The organism is Pseudomonas sp. GZD-209 (assembly GCF_049310485.1).
In the GTDB taxonomy this organism is placed as follows: Bacteria; Pseudomonadota; Gammaproteobacteria; order Pseudomonadales; family Pseudomonadaceae; genus Aquipseudomonas; species Aquipseudomonas sichuanensis.
This window is the reverse complement of the sequence record NZ_JBMOWQ010000256.1, coordinates 1-13886: the sequence shown is the minus strand read 5'-3', so window position 1 is coordinate 13886 and position 13886 is coordinate 1. Positions and strand designations below refer to the sequence as shown.

11 protein-coding genes are annotated in these 13886 nt (G+C 65.0%); 6 read left to right on the top strand and 5 right to left on the bottom strand.

The window, feature by feature from the left end:
* Positions 1–158 precede the first annotated feature (158 nt).
* The gene (locus ACO6VM_RS25275; protein ID WP_422403978.1) at positions 159–680 is read left to right on the top strand and encodes a DUF6586 family protein; all 522 of its coding nucleotides are present in this window, start codon (positions 159–161) and stop codon (positions 678–680) included.
* Positions 681–733: 53 nt separating this feature from the next.
* Positions 734–967 carry a hypothetical protein gene (locus tag ACO6VM_RS25270; protein WP_043215749.1) on the top strand — a complete coding sequence of 78 codons (234 nt, stop codon included), beginning with the start codon at positions 734–736 and terminating at the stop codon, positions 965–967.
* 51 nt (positions 968–1018) lie between these two features.
* On the opposite strand, the gene sulA is transcribed toward ACO6VM_RS25270, so the two are convergent.
* Together sulA and lexA are read right to left on the bottom strand one after the other, a co-directional pair.
* Positions 1019–1495: an SOS-induced cell division inhibitor SulA gene (gene sulA / locus ACO6VM_RS25265; RefSeq protein WP_347150097.1), complete on the bottom strand. Its 477-nt coding sequence runs from the start codon at positions 1493–1495 to the stop codon at positions 1019–1021.
* Between the two features lie 13 nt (positions 1496–1508).
* Positions 1509–2117: a transcriptional repressor LexA gene (lexA, locus tag ACO6VM_RS25260; RefSeq protein WP_153785128.1), complete on the bottom strand. Its 609-nt coding sequence runs from the start codon at positions 2115–2117 to the stop codon at positions 1509–1511.
* 219 nt (positions 2118–2336) lie between these two features.
* Between lexA and ACO6VM_RS25255 the strand changes: the two genes are divergently transcribed.
* Genes ACO6VM_RS25255 through nagZ form a run of 3 tightly spaced genes read left to right on the top strand, consistent with a single transcriptional unit; the run spans position 2337 to position 4627 of the window.
* Positions 2337–3041, top strand: coding sequence for a TetR/AcrR family transcriptional regulator (locus tag ACO6VM_RS25255; protein ID WP_347150098.1), 705 nt, complete (start codon positions 2337–2339; stop codon positions 3039–3041).
* A gap of 40 nt (positions 3042–3081) precedes the next feature.
* On the top strand, positions 3082–3606 hold the full coding sequence (locus ACO6VM_RS25250) for a L,D-transpeptidase family protein (protein ID WP_422403977.1): 525 nt from the start codon (positions 3082–3084) through the stop codon (positions 3604–3606).
* 22 nt (positions 3607–3628) lie between these two features.
* Positions 3629–4627, top strand: coding sequence for a beta-N-acetylhexosaminidase (gene nagZ, locus ACO6VM_RS25245; RefSeq protein WP_422403979.1), 999 nt, complete (start codon positions 3629–3631; stop codon positions 4625–4627).
* 126 nt (positions 4628–4753) lie between these two features.
* Here the strand turns inward: nagZ and ACO6VM_RS25240 are convergent, their stop codons facing one another.
* From ACO6VM_RS25240 to mfd, 3 genes are read right to left on the bottom strand one after another with little or no spacing between them, the layout of a single operon-like run.
* Positions 4754–8101, bottom strand: a complete 3348-nt coding sequence (locus tag ACO6VM_RS25240; protein ID WP_422403976.1) for an SNF2-related protein — start codon at positions 8099–8101, stop codon at positions 4754–4756.
* Between the two features lies 1 nt (position 8102).
* Positions 8103–8663 (bottom strand): CsiV family protein, encoded by a 561-nt coding sequence (locus ACO6VM_RS25235; RefSeq protein WP_422403975.1) that lies wholly within the window; start codon positions 8661–8663, stop codon positions 8103–8105.
* Positions 8664–8672: 9 nt separating this feature from the next.
* Positions 8673–12122 carry a transcription-repair coupling factor gene (mfd, locus tag ACO6VM_RS25230; protein ID WP_390967418.1) on the bottom strand — a complete coding sequence of 1150 codons (3450 nt, stop codon included), beginning with the start codon at positions 12120–12122 and terminating at the stop codon, positions 8673–8675.
* Positions 12123–12289: 167 nt separating this feature from the next.
* On the opposite strand from mfd, the gene ACO6VM_RS25225 reads away from it, so the two are divergent.
* The gene (locus ACO6VM_RS25225; protein WP_401056874.1) at positions 12290–13753 is read left to right on the top strand and encodes a glyceraldehyde-3-phosphate dehydrogenase; all 1464 of its coding nucleotides are present in this window, start codon (positions 12290–12292) and stop codon (positions 13751–13753) included.
* The last annotated feature ends 133 nt before the right edge of the window (positions 13754–13886 follow it).

Sequence of the window (13886 nt, the reverse complement as noted above, 5' to 3'; positions counted from 1 at the left end):
GTTTTTTTTTTTTCTCTCCCCCCCCCCCCCCCCCCCCCCCCCCCCCCCCCCCCCCCCCCCCCCCCCCCCCCCCCCCCCCCCACTCATTTGATGACAAGCAAAGCGCAATCCCTGAAACTGCAGGCAATCGCCTTGCAGCCTTCAGGAGGTCAGCCGAAATGGCCCAGGAACTCTACACCCGCACCAATCAGAAACTGTTCTTTGCCGGCCTTGCGCTGGAGTCCATGGCCAAGGCCACTGCAAGCGGTGCCATGAACGCCCAGGGCTTGGTCCAGGCCGAGCGCGAAGCGACGTTGTTCCACCTGTATGGTGCCTTGCTGGGCTTGTGCCATGAGATCGCTGGTTTCTACCGCTTGCCGCAAGCGGCTGCAGCACGGGCTGAGCTGCTGCTCAACGACGAGGTGCTGCAGAGCGTGGCAATTCCGGAGATGGCAGAGATGCTGGAGCTGGCACGGCAGCCAGAAACTTGGCTGGCTCGCCTGCTTGCAGCTTATGCCGATTTGTTCCGACCGCCGGTCGCGAAGAAAAGCGCGAAAACCGATGTCACCCAGCCATTGATCCAGGCGGTCAATCTGGATGAGGCCGAGCCGCTAGAGCTTTCGCAAGTAGAGCTTGAGACCTGGCGGAAGAACTTGAAGGACTTGGTGAGACGATTCCGCGACGCGCTGAGTGAGTGCTGACAGCAATCATGGCTGATACACTATCGGCCTTTCGTGCAAAGCAGGCCCCAAGTATGTCAACGTCCTTTCTAGAAATTGTCGAGTTGCCTGACGGCCGGATCGAGCTGCGCCGCGCCGAGGATGAAGGTTCCCTGGTAACCCTGGATTTCTCCGAGGATGCCAAGGCATTCCTGCAAGGACAGCATGTGGAAGTGGCCAAGGCCATGCTCAGCGTCGGTGTGCAAATGGCCGGTCGCTTGGTAGAAGGCGATTTCGAGCGTGATGAAGGGCCGCGAGTCCTTCACTGAGCCACGCTAGAGGTTCACGGCTACAGACAGATGACAGGCAAAGCCTGAACATCAGCCAAGGCGGATGTTCAGGCTTTGTGCTTTTCCGCTGGCGGCGGCGCGCAGCAGCTGTTGCCGAGCGCTGTTGCTGACGCTGCCCAGCCAGCTGACGACGGTATGGCTGTGCCCCAGGCGCAATGCTTCGCAAGCCAGCTGCAGGGCGTTCTGGTTGCTGCCTGGCTGAAGCAGCAGGATGCGTTCGCGGTTGAGGCCGGCATCGCGCAGCCATGCTTGCGTGAGGCTGGCAGGCGGGGCGATCAAGGTGAGCCAGCGGCTGTCGTCCTCTTCGCTGAGTTCACGCAAGACAGGCGCCAACAGGCTTTGGCAATGGCCGGGGGCGCCACGCAGGGCCAGTTCGCTGAACAGTTCGGGCTGGTTGCTTTTGCGCGGCTGTTCGCGGGCCTTGAAACCCGGCAAAACCGGGTTGGCGAAAAATGCCTCGAACAGTGGCAACTGGACTTGTTGCGATGCAGGGATGAACGGCTGCATGACGCCTCCTTGATCAGCGGCGCAGGACGCCAACGCTCAAGCCCTCAATCACCAGTTCCTGTTCTTTCAGGTCGACTTCGATAGGGGCGAATTCCGGGTTCTCAGCAATCAGCCAGACCTTGCTGCCTTCACGCTGGAAGCGTTTGACGGTTACTTCGTCACCGATGCGCGCGACCACCACCTGGCCGTTGCGGGCCTCGCGGGTAGTGTGCACGGCGAGCAGGTCACCGTCGAAGATGCCGATGTCCTTCATGCTCATGCCGTGCACGCGCAGCAGGTAGTCGGCGCGGGGGTGGAAGAATGCAGGGTTGATGCTGCAGGAATCTTCGATGTGCTGTTCAGCGAGGATCGGCGCCCCTGCGGCGACTCGGCCAATGATCGGCAGGCCGTTCTCTTCGGCCTTGGCTTCCAGGCCGGGGATACGGATGCCGCGCGAGGCGCCGGGGGTCATCTCGATGGCGCCCTTGCGCGCCAGTGCCTTGAGGTGTTCCTCGGCCGCATTGGGCGACTTGAAGCCCAGTTCCTGAGCGATCTCGGCACGGGTCGGAGGGAAACCGTTGTCTTCGAGGCAGCGTTTGATGAAAGCCAGGATCTCGGCTTGGCGTGGCGTCAGTTTCAGCATGGGCGAGGACTCTGTCTTTTTATACAGTGACTGGGATTATATACAGTGGGGTGGGAGCTGCAAGCTGCAAGCTGCAAGAAAGATCAAAAGCCCCGCGCATCTTGGCGCTTGCAGCTTGTGGCTTGGCGCTTTTAAATGGCGACTGCCCAGTCACCGAGCCTTGACATCAGCAGGCCTGAAACGTATGTTTCAAACAACTGTTTGTCAGGCGGAGTAGTCATGGCCCAATCGGAAACCGTTGAACGCATCCTCGATGCGGCGGAGCAGCTGTTCGCGGAGCGCGGGTTCGCGGAAACCTCATTGCGGCTGATTACCAGCAAGGCGGGGGTCAACCTGGCGGCGGTGAACTATCACTTCGGTTCGAAGAAGGCCCTGATCCAGGCGGTTTTCTCGCGTTTCCTCGGGCCATTCTGCGCCAGCCTGGAACGTGAGCTGGAGCGCCATCAGGCGCGCCCCGAGCAGAAGGCTTCGCTCGAGGAGCTGCTGGAGATGCTGGTCGAGCAGGCCCTTGCGGTCCAGCCGCGCAGCAACAACGACCTGTCCATCTTCATGCGCCTGCTGGGCCTGGCTTTCAGCCAGAGCCAGGGTCACCTGCGGCGCTACCTGGAAGACATGTACGGCAAGGTGTTCCGCCGCTACATGCTGCTGGTCAACGAGGCCGCCCCGCGCATTCCTCCGCTGGAGCTGTTCTGGCGTGTGCATTTCATGCTGGGTGCCGCGGCGTTCAGCATGTCCGGGATCAAGGCCCTGCGCGCCATCGCCGAGACCGACTTCGGCATCAATACCTCGATCGAGCAGGTGATGCGCCTGATGGTGCCGTTCCTGGCAGCCGGCATGCGCGCCGACACGGGCGTGACCGACGCGGCCATGGCTGCCGCACAGCTGCGTCCACGCAGCAAAACCAGCGCCCCGGCCAAGGCCTGACACACTGGGCGGAGCAGGGCGCTTCAGATAAGCTAGCGCCATGCCCGACCTCGATTTTCTGCACATTTCCCTCGCTGATCAATGCCTCTATGGCTTCGCCCATGGCGTGCTGCTGCTGCGCCTGCCGATCTCCACGGCGCTCAATGGCGCGGGGGAGCGCAAAGGCTCTGGCTGCACGCCGCGTGGCCTGCATCAGGTGCGCGCCAGGATAGGTAGCGGCCTGCCACAGGGCGCAGTGCTCAGCAGCCGGCGCTGGACCGGTGAGGTCTGGTCGCCGGCGCTGCAAGCGCAGTTTCCCGATCGCGACTGGATCCTCACGCGCATCCTCTGGCTCAGCGGCTGCGAACCGGGGTTCAACCGGCTGGGTCCGGTCGATACCTTCCAGCGTTACATCTATTTGCATGGCACGCCCGACACTGAACCCATGGGCACTGCGCTGTCCCATGGTTGTGTACGCCTGCGCAACGACGATTTGCTTGCCTTGTTCGATCGCGTACCCGCCCATTGCCCGGTACGGATCGACGAGGCCGCTTGCCCGCACTGGGCCTCCCTGAATATTCAATGAAGGACTCGCTATGACCGCCAGCCTGCAAGGCTCTCTGATGGTAGATATCGCCGGCAAATGGCTGACCGCCGAAGACCGTCATCTGCTGCGCCAGCCCGAAGTGGCCGGCTTGATCATCTTCGCCCGCAATATCGACAGCCCGCGCCAGGTGCGCGAGCTGTGCGCGTCGATCCGTGCCATCCGCCCCGAGCTCATCCTTGCCGTGGACCAGGAAGGCGGCCGTGTGCAGCGCCTGCGCCATGGCTTCGTGCGCCTGCCGGCCATGCGCGCGATCGCCGACAACGACAACGCCGAGTACCTGGCCGAGCAATGCGGTTGGTTGATGGCGACCGAAGTACTGGCGGTTGGCCTGGACCTGAGCTTTGCGCCGGTGCTCGACCTCGACCACCAGCGCAGCGCCGTGGTGGGCAGCCGGGCCTTTGAAGGTAACCCCGAGCGTGCCACGCAATTGGCCGGGGCCTTCATCCGTGGCATGAATGCCGCCGGCATGGCTGCCTGCGGCAAGCACTTCCCCGGGCACGGCTGGGCCGAGGCCGACTCCCACGTTGCCATCCCGGTCGACGAGCGCAGCCTGGAGCAACTGCGCGCCGCGGACCTGGTGCCGTTCAGCCGCCTCAGCGGCCAGTTGGCGGCAGTGATGCCGGCCCACGTCATCTACCCGCAGGTCGACAACCAGCCGGCTGGCTTCTCGCGCCGCTGGTTGCAGGACATCCTGCGTGGCGAGATGGGCTTCGATGGGGTGATCTTCAGCGATGACCTGTCGATGGCTGGCGCTCACGTGGTGGGCGATGCCGCCAGCCGTATCGAAGCCGCTTTGAGCGCCGGTTGCGACATGGGCCTGGTGTGCAATGACCGGGCGGCGGCGGAGCTGGCCCTGAGCGCCGCGCAGCGCATGAAGGTCAAGCCGTCGCCGCGCATCGCGCGCATGCGCGGGCAGGGCTTCGCCTGCACCGATTACCGCCAGCAGCCGCGTTGGCTGGAGGCGCTGGGTGCGTTGAAAGAGGCACAGCTGGTCGATTGACCTCACCGGCCTCATCGCGGGGCAAGCCCGCTCCCACGGGGACAGTGCCGAGCTCAAGGGCTTGTGGGAGCGGCGGTGCGCCGATGCGGGCTTGCCCCGCGAAGGGCCGGCACTGGCTTACCCGGTTTAACGGCTGCGCTTGCCCGGCAGCGGTGCAAACAGCGCGTCAATCTCCTCATCCCCCAACCGCCACTGCCCGGCCTGGCCACCATCGAGCAGCCCGGCCGCCAGCGCCGCCTTCTCCTGTTGCAGCTGCTGGATCTTCTCTTCAACCGTACCCCGAGTGATCAGCTTGAACACGAACACCGGTTTGTCCTGGCCAATGCGATAGGCGCGGTCGGTGGCCTGGTTTTCGCTGGCCGGGTTCCACCACGGGTCGTAGTGGATCACGGTATCGGCTGCGGTCAGGTTCAGGCCGGTGCCGCCGGCCTTGAGGCTGATCAGGAACACCTCGCTGTCGCCGTTCTGGAACTGCTGCACCGGGGCGCGGCGGTCACGGGTGTCGCCGGTCAGCAGGCTGTAGCGGATGCCGCGTTTCTCCAGCTCGAACTCGATCAGTGCCAGCATCGAGGTGAACTGCGAGAACAGCAGGACCTTGCGCCCCTCGCTGAGCAGCTCCTCGAGCATCTCCAGCAGGCTGCCCAGCTTGCCCTTGTCGGCGAAGTTGCCCTTGCTTTCGGTGCCCTGGACCAGGCGCAGGTCGCAGCACACCTGGCGCAGCTTGAGCAGGGCGTCGAGGATGATGATCTGGCTACGCGCCGCGCCGTTGCGGGCGATCTCGTCGCGGACCTTCTTGTCCATCGCCACCCTGACCGCCTCGTAGGTGTCGCGCTGGGCGTCACTGAGCTCGACCCAGTGGATCATCTCGGTCTTGGCCGGCAGCTCGGTGGCCACTTGTTCCTTGGTGCGGCGCAGCAGGAACGGGCGGATGCGGCTGGCCAGGTGGGCCATGCGCTCGGTGTCGCCGTGGCGTTCGATCGGGGTGCGGTAGTCCTGGGTAAAGCGCTTGCTGTCGCCCAGCCAGCCGGGCATCAGGAAATGGAACAGCGACCACAGCTCGCCCAGGTTGTTTTCCATGGGCGTGCCGGTGAGGCACAGCCGCTGGGTGGCCTGCAATTCGCGCACGGCCTGGGCCGCCTTGCTGGTGCTGCTCTTGATGTTCTGCGCCTCGTCCAGTACCAGCAGGTGCCAGGGCTGTGGCTTGAGGTGCTCAAGGTCGCGGGGTACCAGCGCGTAGGTGGTCAGCACCAGGTCGTAGTCGCCCAGTGTGGGGAAATGCTTGTTGCGGCCTGGGCCGTGCAGGGCCAGCACCCGTAGCTCGGGGGCGAAGCGCTTGGCTTCGTCGAGCCAGTTGGGCACCAGGCTGGTGGGCATCACCGCCAGGGCTGGATGTATCAGGCGCCCGGCCTCTTTCTCCAGCAGCAGGTGGGCAAGCGTCTGCAGGGTTTTGCCCAGGCCCATGTCGTCGCCGAGAATGGCACCGGTGCCCATCTCGCGCTGGGCTTGCAGCCAGTTCAGGCCTTGCTGTTGATAGGGGCGCAGGGTTGCATTGAGGCCTTTGGGTGCTTGCACCTGCAGGTCGCGGGCGTCGCGCAGGCGCCGGCCCAGGTCGCGCACCTGGGCGCCACCTTCCCACAGCAGGGGCAGGTGTTCGATGTCGTTCAGGCGCGCGGCGTCAGCGCGCTCCAGGCGCAGGCTCGGGCCGACGGCGTCTTCGTGCAGGTACAGCTCGCCGAGGGTGCCCATCACCGCCTTGATGCGCCCGTAGGGCAGGGCGACGCGCAGGGCAGGGCTGTCGTGGCGGGCGCGGTTGAGGTCGATCAGCAGGTGTTCGTCGTCGCTGCGCCGTGCCAGCTCGCTGGCGCGCAGCAGTTCCGGGCTGCTGCGCAGCAACTGCAGGACGATGGGCAGCAGGCTGTGGCGCTGGCCCTCGACCACGATACCCAGTTCCAGATCGAACCATTCGTGGCCCGGCGCTTCGTCGATGGTGGCGTACCAGTCGTCGACTTCGTGCAGGTTGAAGGCGAAGTCGCGGTGCACATCCACTGCCCAGCCGGCTTCGCGCAGGCGCGGCAGGCCCTCGCGGGCAAAGCGCAGCCAGGCTTCGTCATCGGCCAGCTGATACATCTCGCCGGCGCTGTCGGGCAGCGCCTTGCTCTGGCGGGTGGCGGGTTTGAAGCCGGCATCGCGCAACGTATTGCGCAGCACCTGCTCGGCCTGGGGCTGGCGGCGGATACGCTGGCTGGTGCTCTCGACCAGGCGGGTCAGCGGCTTGCTGTCGTTGCCGCTGGTGCGCAGGCCGTCGTAATCGAACGACAGCGCTGCGCGGTGTTGCATCTGCCGCTGCATGCGCCCGGTCTTCGGTGTGTAGGCGCTGTATTCGAGGCTGCCGAGGGTCAGGCGCGCCGTGGGCTGGATGTCCTCGATCTGCTCGCTGCGCACCGTCGTGGGCGTCGGTACCTGGCGATTGAGGGCGTTCAGGCGGTGGCTCAACGGCACGATCAGGTGTTCCGGGACCGTGGGCGCGCTGGCCAGCTGGCTGGCGATGAACGGGTCGAGATCATGCAGCAGTTTGCCGCTCTGTCCCGTTTGCGGGTCTACGTAGTAGAGCGGTTCGAGTGGCAACGCCAGCCAGTGCGCCTTGTCTTCATGGTGCCAGGCGCCGCGGTAGCTGCCATTGTCCAGCCGTACCCAGCGAAAATCGGCATGCAGGTCGGGCCCTGGGGCGAGCGGGGTCTGCTGTTCGCTGTACAGCAAGCGGCCCGTTGCCAGCGCGTACTCGTAAAGGTCCGCACCTTTCTTGCCTTCCAGGCGAGCAATGGGCAGGGCGTAATCCTTGCTCATGGCGTCGATCAGGCGCAGCGTGCGCAGGTCTTCGTCAGTCACGTAGCGCGGTGTGTAATAGATCAGCTCCGGCATCGAGCCGGGGCGAGTCAGTTTCAAGCTGCCGTCGGCCTGGCGCGTGCCCTTGAACACGCTGAGCATGCAACGGCCGTGATCGATACCCAGCAGGTAGTACAGCGAAGGGCCCTTGCGCTTGGCCGGCTCGGTGGCGGGCGCCACCGGTACCTCGAGAGCCTCCACCCAGTGCGCAAGCTCGGGCGGCAAGTCCAGGGACTGCGCCGCGGCTGGCGCGAGGGTGGCCGGGAGCTGTTGATCACCCTCGACATGGTCGGCACCGCGCTCAAGGACGAACAGGGCTGCTGCACAGTGCTTGCAGTTATTGCCTACCGGGCATGAACAGGTGCCGTCACAGGTCAGGCCGTCCTCGGTCATGTCCAGCGTGATCCGCTGGTAATAGACGCGGCCAGCGGAACCATGGCATTCGGCGCGGATGGTCATGTCGAGGATCGACACGATCTCGCTTCTGCCCTCTTCGGCATACTTCAGGCCGCGTTGCAGTGCCCCGCGGTCGAACGCGAACGTCCAGCCGTCGTGATTGCGGACGAGGAACTGCGCATCGCTTTCGCTCACCTCACTGCTCCATCATCTCCGGGTCCGGCAGCGGCATCTTGCGCATGCCGGCAGGCGATACCTTGATCAGCACGGCCAGGTGACCGCCGTCGAGGAAGGTCAGTTGGCCAGCCTTCATGTTGCTGTTGCTCTGTTTGAGCTGTTCGCTCTGCAGCACGCTGCCATTGCTGTCGAGCTGGTTGACCCAGAAGCTGGCGTCGACGGCGATGAAGCGATCTTCCTTGATGCTCAGGTTGCCTTCGATGGGGAAGTGGCCGAACTGTTCGTTGCCGGCGCTCAGGGCGATGGCCTCGCCGTCCTGCTGCCAGGCTTTGTGCAGCAGCACGGTGTAGTCGGCGGTGGCCTGCAGGCGGGTGATTTCGTCACCCAGGCCGGCCGGGCGCTCGGCGCCTTTTTCCAGGCGCGGCGCGCCGGCGCTCCAGTCTTCCGGGGCGAACGGGCTGGTGATTGCCGGCACGGCGTTCTGCCGCACCAGGATCATTTCCACCTGATAAGGGCCTGCGGCGAAGGCGGTCGGGGCGAGCAACGCCAGCAGCAGGGTCAGGGAACGAATGGCACGCATGGAGCTTCCTTAGTTTGGCTGTGGGGTCAGGCGCTCGAACAGCGCCTCCAGTGTATTGAAGCGTTCTTCGGGGCGTTCCATCGGCACCATGAAGCGGAACTGGGTTGCACCTTCGAACTTGTAGCGTTTGGGCTGGCCCTGGATCAGCTTGATCAGGGTCAGCGGGTCGACCGGGGTTTGCGCCTCGAACTCGAGCTTGCCGCCATTGGGGCCGGCATCGACTTTCTTGATGCCGAGCTTTTCCGCCTGCAGCTTGAGCAGGGTGAGGCGCATCAGGTTCTTGCTCGGCTCGGGCAGCAGGCCGAAGCGGTCGATCATCTCGACCTGCAGGTCCTTGAGGCCTTCCTCGTCCGCCGCCGACGCGATGCGTTTGTAGAGGATCAGGCGCGCATGTACATCCGGCAGGTAGTCCTCGGGGATCAGCGCCGGCAGGCGCAGGTTGATCTCCGGGCCGCCGCCAAGCGGTTGCTCGAGGTTCGGCTGGTTGCCCTTGCGGATGGCCTTGACCGCGCGCTCGAGCATTTCCATGTACAGGGTGAAGCCGACCGCCTGGATCTGCCCGCTCTGGCCGTCGCCGAGCAGCTCGCCGGCGCCGCGGATTTCCAGGTCGTTGGTGGCCAGGACGAAGCCGGCTCCCAGGTCCTGGGTGTTGGCGATGGCTTCCAGGCGCTTTTCGGCATCGGCGCTGATCTGCTGGCGCGGCGGCGTCAGCAGGTAGGCGTAGGCCTGGTGGTGGCTGCGGCCAACCCGGCCGCGCAGCTGGTGCAACTGCGCCAGGCCGAACTTGTCGGCGCGCTCGATGACGATGGTGTTGGCACTGGGCACGTCGATGCCGGTTTCGATGATGGTCGAGGCGATCAGCACGTTGAAACGCTTGTGGTAGAAGTCGCTCATCACCTGTTCGAGTTCGCGTTCGCGCATCTGCCCATGGCCGATGCCGATGCGTGCCTCAGGGACCAGCTCGGCCAGTTCGGCGGCGCATTTCTCGATGGTCTTCACGTCGTTGTGCAGGTAGTAAACCTGGCCGCCGCGCAGCAGCTCACGCAGCAGCGCTTCCTTGACCGTGCTCTTGTTCTGCTCCATGACGAAGGTGCGCACCGACAGGCGTCGCGCCGGCGGGGTGGCGATGATCGACAGGTCGCGCATGCCCGACACCGCCATGTTCAGGGTGCGCGGGATCGGCGTGGCGGTGAGGGTGAGGATGTCCACCTCGCTGCGCAGGGCCTTGAGCTGTTCCTTCTGGCGCACGCCGAAACGGTGTTCCTCGTCGATGATCGCCAGGCCCAGGTCCTTGAAGCGCACATCGTCCTGCAGCAGCTTGTGGGTGCCGATGAGGATGTCGATCTTGCCTTCGGCGAGCTCCGCGGCAGCGGCGCTGACTTCCTTGGCCGACTTGAAGCGGCTCATCACCTCGACCGTTACCGGCCAGTCGGCGAAGCGGTCGCGGAAGCTGTTGTAGTGCTGCTGGGCGAGCAGGGTGGTCGGCACCAGCACCGCCACCTGGCGGCCGCTGTGCACGGCGATGAACGCCGCGCGCATGGCCACCTCGGTCTTGCCGAAGCCGACATCGCCGCACACCAGGCGGTCCATGGGCTTGGCGGCGAGCATGTCCTCGCGCACGGCTTCGATGGCGTTCTGCTGGTCGGGGGTTTCCTCGAACGGGAAGCCGGCGCTGAAGGTGGCGTAGTCGGCGGCCGGGTCGGCGAATGCGTAGCCTTTGCGCGCGGCGCGGCGGGCATAGATGTCGAGCAGTTCGGCGGCGACGTCGCGCACCTGTTCGGCGGCCTTGCGCTTGGCCTTCTGCCAGGCTTCCGAACCCAGCCGGTGCAGCGGCGCCAGGGCGTCGTCGCTGCCGGTGTAGCGGGCGATCAGGTGCAGGTTGGCCACCGGCACGTAGAGCTTGGCGCCTTCGGCGTATTCAAGGGTGAGGAATTCGGCGGCCTGGCTGTCGATTTCCAGCGTGGCCAGGCCCAGGTAGCGGCCCACGCCATGGTCGATGTGCACCACCGGCGCGCCTTCGCGCAGCTCGGTGAGGTTCTTGATCACCGCGTCGTTGGCCGCCTCGCCGCGTTTGTCGCGGCGCCGGCGCTGCATCACGCGCTGGCCGAACAAGGGGCTCTCGGCCACCAGGGCAATGGCCGGGTCGTCCAGCAGCAAACCGTCGTCGAGCGGGGCGATGGTGATCGCCAGGCGCTCGCTGCCGGTGATGAAGTCGGCCCAGCCCTCGACGGTCTGCGGGCGCAGCTTCAGGCGTTCTAGCAGCTCCAGCAGCACTTCGCGCCGGCCGGCGGACTCGGCGGTGAACAGCACGCGGCCCGGGAACTGCTCGAGGAAGTTCGACAGCGCCGCCAGCGGCTGGTTGGCCTTGGCCTCGATGGCCAGGTTGGGCAGGGCGCGCGCCGGGAAGCGCTCACGACCAGCGCCGGGCTCGAGGTCATCGGTGCTGACCACCACCCGGGGCCACTGCTTGAGCTTGGCGAAGCAGTCCTCGACCGGCATGAACAGCTCGGCCGGCGGCAGCAGCGGGCGGCTGAGGTCACCGCGGCGCTCTTCGTAGCGCCCGCGCACGTCGTTCCAGAAGTGCTCGGCAGCCTGCTCCACGCCCGGCAGGGAGAACACCTGGGTGTCCGCCGGCAGGTAGTCGAACAGGGTCGAGGTTTCTTCGAAGAACAGCGGCAGGTAGTACTCGATACCGGCCGGGATGATGCCGCTGGTCAGGTCCTGGAAGATCGCGCTGCGCCGGAAGTCCACATCGAAGCGCTCGCGGAAGCGGGCCTTGAAGCGGGTCACCTCGTCCTTGTGCATGGGGAACTCGCGGGCCGGCAGCAGGCGTACCGAGTCGACCTTGTCGATCGAGCGCTGGGTCTCCGGGTCGAAGGTGCGCAGCGTCTCGATCTCGTCGTCGAACAGGTCGATGCGGTACGGCTGTTTGCTGCCCATGGGGAACAGGTCGATCAGTGCCCCGCGCACGGCGAACTCGCCATGCTCGTAAACCGTGTCGACGCAGCGGTAGCCGCTCGCCTCGAGCCGTGTGCGCATCTGCTCGACGTCGATCTTCTGGCCCACGTCCAGCACCAGGCTGCTGCCCAGCAAGAAGCGTGTGGGGGCCAGGCGGTGCAGGGCGGTGGTCACGGGCACCACCAGGATGCCGTGGTCCAGCTCCGGCAGCCGGTACAGGCTGGCGATGCGCTGCGAGATGATGTCCTGGTGCGGCGAGAACAGGTCGTAGGGCAGCGTTTCCCAGTCGGGGAAGGGCAGCACCGGCAGGTCCGGGGCAAAGAAGCGCAGCTCCTGCTCCAGGCGATCGGCAGCCTGGCTGTCGGCGGTCAGCAGCAAGGTGAAGCGGCCGGCACTGCTGGCGGCTTCGGCGATGGCCAGGCTCAAGGCGGCACCGGGCAGGTTGCCCCAGGTGTGTTTGCCGGCCGTGGCCGACAGTTGCGGTAGGCGCAGAACTGACACGGGAGATCGGACTCCAAGCGTTGCGGCAAAGAGGACGATTGTACCGGTGAGCGGGCGCGCTGTCAGGCTCGAAAGGGCGTGGCGACGGGGCTTGTGGCCGGCGACAGGCGCTCATTGCCCGATACGCCGCGGGGCGTCATAATGTAGCCCCTTTTTTGTTCCCCTACATGTGGAAGGTTACCGTGACTCAGAAGCCCGACCAGTGTCTTGGTGAGTGGATCGATCGTGAAGCCCTGGCTGAAGCGATGATCCCGCTTATCGGTCAGCTCTACCGCAACAACAATGTGGTGAGCTCGATCTATGGCCGCAGCCTGATCAACCGTTCGGTTATCTCGATTCTCAAGGCCCACCGCTTTGCGCGTCACCGTCAAGCCGACGAAACCGAACTGTCCGTCCACGAGACATTCCCCCTGCTCAAGGCCATGAGCGAGCTGAAACTGGGCGCCGCTTCGGTTGACCTGGGCAAGCTGGCCAACAAGTTCAAGCAGGAAGGCAATGGCCGCACCGCCGAGCAGTTCGTGCGTGAAGAACTGGCCGATGTGGTCGGTCAGCAGAACGCTTCCGCACGCAAAGGCACCGACGTCGTGCTGTACGGCTTTGGCCGTATCGGCCGCCTGCTGGCGCGCATCCTGATCGAGAAGACCGGTGGTGGCGACGGCCTGCGCCTGCGCGCCATCGTCGTGCGCAAGGGCGCCGAAAACGACCTGGTCAAGCGCGCCAGCCTGCTGCGTCGTGACTCGGTGCACGGCCCGTTCGATGGCACCATCACCATCGACGAAGCCAACAACACCATCACCGCCAACGGCAACCTGATCCAGGTGATCTACGCCAAGAGCCCGAGCGAAGTCGACTACACCCAGTACGGCATCAAGGATGCGCTGATCGTCGACAACACCGGCGTATGGCGTGACGCCGACGGCCTCGGCCAGCACCTGGCCTGCCCGGGCGCTGCCCGCGTGATCCTCACCGCACCGGGCAAGGGCGCGCTGAAGAACATCGTGCACGGCATCAACCATGGCGACATCAGCGCCGATGACAAGATCATCTCCGCTGCTTCCTGCACCACCAACGCCATCGTGCCGGTGCTCAAGGCTGTCAACGACCAGTACGGCATCGTCAACGGCCACGTCGAAACCGTTCACTCGTTCACCAACGACCAGAACCTGATCGACAACTTCCACAAGGGCAGCCGTCGTGGCCGTGCCGCGCCGCTGAACATGGTTATCACCGAAACCGGTGCCGCCACCGCTGCTGCCAAGGCACTGCCAGTGCTCAAGGGCAAGCTGACCGGCAACGCGATTCGCGTGCCGACGCCGAACGTGTCGATGGCCATCCTCAACCTGAACCTTGAGAAGGCCACCAACCGCGAGGAACTCAACGAGTACCTGCGCCAGACCGCCATGCACTCCGAACTGCACAAGCAGATCGACTACGTGAGCTCCCAGGAAGTGGTTTCCACCGACTTCGTCGGTTCGCGCCACGCCGGTGTGGTCGACGCTGAAGCGACCATCTGCAGCGACAACCGCGTTGTCCTGTACGTCTGGTACGACAACGAGTTCGGCTACAGCTGCCAGGTGGTTCGTGTGATGGAAGACATGGCCGGTGTGAACCCGCCAGCGTTTCCACGCTGATCCGCTTGTAATGCGTTGAGAAAACGGGAACCTTCGGGTTCCCGTTTTTTTTGCCTGGGATTAGTGTTTTTTGTAATGGCCTCATCGCGGGGCAAGCCCGCTCCCACGAGTTGTCCCGCGATCGGCGTGGGAG

What these genes read in the sequence shown, in the direction of transcription:
- ACO6VM_RS25235 (WP_422403975.1), bottom strand. Translation starts at nt 8,663, where the DNA reads ATGCGTGCCATTCGTTCCCTGACCCTGCTGCTGGCGTTGCTCGCCCCG.
- ACO6VM_RS25250 (WP_422403977.1), top strand. Translation starts at nt 3,082, where the DNA reads ATGCCCGACCTCGATTTTCTGCACATTTCCCTCGCTGATCAATGCCTC.
- sulA (WP_347150097.1), bottom strand. Translation starts at nt 1,495, where the DNA reads ATGCAGCCGTTCATCCCTGCATCGCAACAAGTCCAGTTGCCACTGTTC.
- lexA (WP_153785128.1), bottom strand. Translation starts at nt 2,117, where the DNA reads ATGCTGAAACTGACGCCACGCCAAGCCGAGATCCTGGCTTTCATCAAA.
- ACO6VM_RS25225 (WP_401056874.1), top strand. Translation starts at nt 12,290, where the DNA reads ATGTGGAAGGTTACCGTGACTCAGAAGCCCGACCAGTGTCTTGGTGAG.
- ACO6VM_RS25255 (WP_347150098.1), top strand. Translation starts at nt 2,337, where the DNA reads ATGGCCCAATCGGAAACCGTTGAACGCATCCTCGATGCGGCGGAGCAG.
- ACO6VM_RS25275 (WP_422403978.1), top strand. Translation starts at nt 159, where the DNA reads ATGGCCCAGGAACTCTACACCCGCACCAATCAGAAACTGTTCTTTGCC.
- ACO6VM_RS25270 (WP_043215749.1), top strand. Translation starts at nt 734, where the DNA reads ATGTCAACGTCCTTTCTAGAAATTGTCGAGTTGCCTGACGGCCGGATC.